Annotated in this window: 3 protein-coding genes; 1 reads left to right on the top strand and 2 read right to left on the bottom strand. The window is 73.4% G+C overall.

Translation table 11 applies throughout. The annotated features are described in order from the left end of the window. Positions 1–355 (top strand): DoxX family protein (locus G5C65_RS34585; protein ID WP_241266268.1); only part of this gene is annotated, 355 nt, incomplete at its 5' end. A gap of 36 nt (positions 356–391) precedes the next feature. Here G5C65_RS34585 and G5C65_RS34580 read toward each other — a convergent pair. Then, entirely contained in the window at positions 392–1,147 is a 756-nt protein-coding gene (locus tag G5C65_RS34580) for a thioesterase II family protein (protein WP_165303018.1), read from the bottom strand. A gap of 218 nt (positions 1,148–1,365) precedes the next feature. Further along, a complete protein-coding gene (locus G5C65_RS34575; RefSeq protein WP_165303017.1) occupies positions 1,366–2,922 on the bottom strand; it encodes a fatty acyl-CoA synthetase in 1,557 nt (518 codons plus the stop codon). Positions 2,923–3,037 lie beyond the last annotated feature (115 nt).

Genomic DNA, 3,037 nt, shown 5'->3' with positions numbered 1-3,037 from the left:
CCCCGCCGACCTCGCCCACCTCCTCGTCACCCTGCTCACCGCGTCCGTGATGGGCGCGGCGGCCGTGGCCAACTTCACCGGCCACGACTACCCGAAGCGCCAGGCGGACCTGCTGGGCGTGCCGCACTCCTGGATGGTCCCGCTCGGCTCGCTGCTGGCGGCGGGCAGCGCGGGGCTGCTGGCCGGACTCGCCGCGCCGCTGCTGGGCACGCTGGCCGCCGGGGGCCTGGTGCTGTACTTCCTGGGCGCGCTCGGCGCCCATCTGCGCGTCGGCGACCGGCACTTCGGCCCCTGGGCCGCGTTCTTCTCGCTGGCCGCGGCCGCGTTGGCGGTGAACCTGGCCCGCACCCTGTGAGGGGCCGTGCCCCGGCCGGGGTGCGGACCGCCCGGCTCAGCCGGAGAGCGCCGCGAGGTGGTCCCGGACGAGGGCGATGACCTCCGTGGAACCGTTGAGGTAGAAGTGGCCGCCGGGGAAGACGCGGAAGTCGAACGAGCCCGTGGTGTGCTCGCCCCACGCCTTCACGTCCTCCAGGGACGCGCGGGCGTCCCCGTCCCCGACCAGCGCGTACACCGGGCAGCTCAGCATGTCCCCGTCCCGGTACGCGTACGTCTCGGCGGCCCGGTAGTCGCTGCGGATCGCGGGCAGCGCCATCGCCAGGATGTCGGGGTCGTCCATGACGGCGGCGTCCGTGCCGCCCATTCGCTTCATCTCGGCTATCAGCCCGCTGTCCGGGAGGGAGTGGATGCCGTCGTTCCGGGTGCGGGCCGGCGCCCGGCGTCCGGAGGCGAACAGCACCCGGGGGCCGACGCCGGCCCGCTCCAGCCGCAGCGCGACCTCGAAGCCGATGGTGGCCCCGAGGCTGTGCCCGAACAGCGCGAGCGGACGGTCGGTCCAGCCCTTCAGCTCGTCGGCGATCCGGTCGGCGGCCTCGGCGACATCCGCGAACAGCGGCTCGCTGCGGCGCTCCTGCCGCCCCGGGTACTGGACGGCCAGCACCTCGACGGACGGCTTGAGCGCGGCCGAGACCGGGAAGTAGTAGCTCGCCGCTCCGCCCGCGTGCGGCAGGCAGACCAGCCGCAGCTCCGCTTCGGGCGAGGAGTGGAAGACCCGGATCCACGGGTCGGTGGTGTCAGATCGCACTGCCATGCTCCTCGGTTCCCCCTTGAGTGACCGCACTCGATGGACCCTGCAACCCTAACGGTGCGGGTACCCGGCACTTGGGCTGCGCAAGACCGTGCCCCGGCAGGGGCGCGGGGCTCATGTCCATGGCGGCTCCGCCGCGGGGCGCGACCAGCCACAACACACCCGCGGACTGCGACGGGACAGCAAGGGGCAGCCGCCCCGGCACAATCCGCCGGACGCCCCTAACGCCCGCCCTCGAAGCGGGCGCGGAGCTCCCGCTTGAGGATCTTCCCGCTCGGATTCTTCGGCAGCGCCTCCACCACGACCACGCGCTTGGGCGTCTTGAAGCCCGCCAGCCGCTCCCTGCAGTGCTCCCGCAGCTCCCCGGCCAACTCCTCCTCGCCCGCCCCCGCGCTCCCCGGCTTCGGCACGACCGCCGCCGTCACCGCCTCGACCCAGTGCGGGTCGCTGACGCCGAACACAGCCGCCTCCGCCACCCGGGGATGCTGGAACAGCACCTCCTCCACCTCGCGGCTGGCGACGTTCTCGCCGCCGGTCTTGATCATGTCCTTCTTGCGGTCCACGACGGTCAGATGGCCGTCCGCGCTCAGCACACCGAGGTCGCCGCTGTGGAACCAGCCGTCGCGGAACGCCTCGGCCGTCAGGTCCGGATCGTTGTAGTAGCCCAGCGTCGCCTGCGGGCTGCGGTGCACGATCTCGCCGACCTCGCCCGGCGCGACCTCGGCGCCGGAGTCGTCGACGATCCGGGTCTCGACGTTCAGCGCGGGGCGCCCGGCCGAACCCGCGTGCGAGAGCTGCTCCTCGGGCCGCAGCAGCGTGGCCATGGGCGCCATCTCCGTCTGCCCGTAGAAGTTCCACAGCCGCACCCTGGGCAGCCGCTCGCGCAGCTCCCGCAGCACCTCGACCGGCATCGGCGAGGCGCCGTAGTAGCCCTTCCGCAGCGAGGAGAGGTCGGTGGCGGCGAAGTCGGGGTGGCGCAGCAGGGAGATCCACACCGTCGGCGGGCAGAACAGCTTCGTGGCGCGCTCCCGGGCGACCGCCGCGAGCAGCGCGGCCGGATCGGGCGCGGGCAGCAGGACGCTCGTGGCGCCCGCGTACAGGTCCGGGAGCAGAAAGCAGTCGAGCTGCGCGCAGTGGTAGAGCGGCATCGCGTGGACCTCGACGTCGTCGCCGGTCATCTCGCCGCCGGTGAGGCAGGACACGTACTGCCACAGCAGCCCCCGGGTGGTGAGCATCGCGCCCTTGGGCCGGGACTCGGTGCCGCTGGTGTACATCAGCCGGATCACCTCGTCCTCGCCGACGGCCGACTCGGGCTCGCCGGCCGGGCCGTGGCAGGCCCAGGCGCCGACGTCGCCGACGGTGGCGCGCAGCGGGACGCCGGGCCCGTAGAGCCCGTCGAGCGCGCGGGTCGCCGTCTCCTCCAGCGCCTCCTGCCACACCAGGGCGCGGGCGCCGGAGTGTTCGAGGATGTAGGTGACCTCGCGGGCCGACAGCATGAAGTTGACGGGCACCAGGACGACGCCGAGCCGCGCGGCGGCCATGACCAGCGCCGCGAACTGCCAGCAGTTGCGGGACAGCAGGGCCAGCCGGTCCCCGCGCGCCAGGCCCCGCGCGGACAGCGCGTGGGCGATCCGGTTGACGGCCGTGTCCAGCTCGCCGTAGCTCAGCCGGTGCTCCCCGTCGACGAGCGCGGGCTTGTCCGGGTGGCGGCGGGCGCTGCGCCGCAGCAGGTCGCCCAGGGTCTGGGTGCGGGCACGTGCGACCTGGTCCTGTGTCATCTCTCCTCCAGCGGGCCGCGTCCGTGAATGACAGGGCCTTGACAGGTCAATTGGTCTGGACCAACTTGAGTACGTCCTGCTCTCCCACCCCCACTTCCGGAGGCAGTTGTGGCAC

Origin of the sequence: Streptomyces boncukensis (genome assembly GCF_011045075.1) — a bacterium.
Taxonomy (GTDB): Bacteria; Actinomycetota; Actinomycetes; order Streptomycetales; family Streptomycetaceae; genus Streptomyces; species Streptomyces boncukensis.
This window is presented reverse-complemented; position numbering and strand designations above follow the sequence as displayed.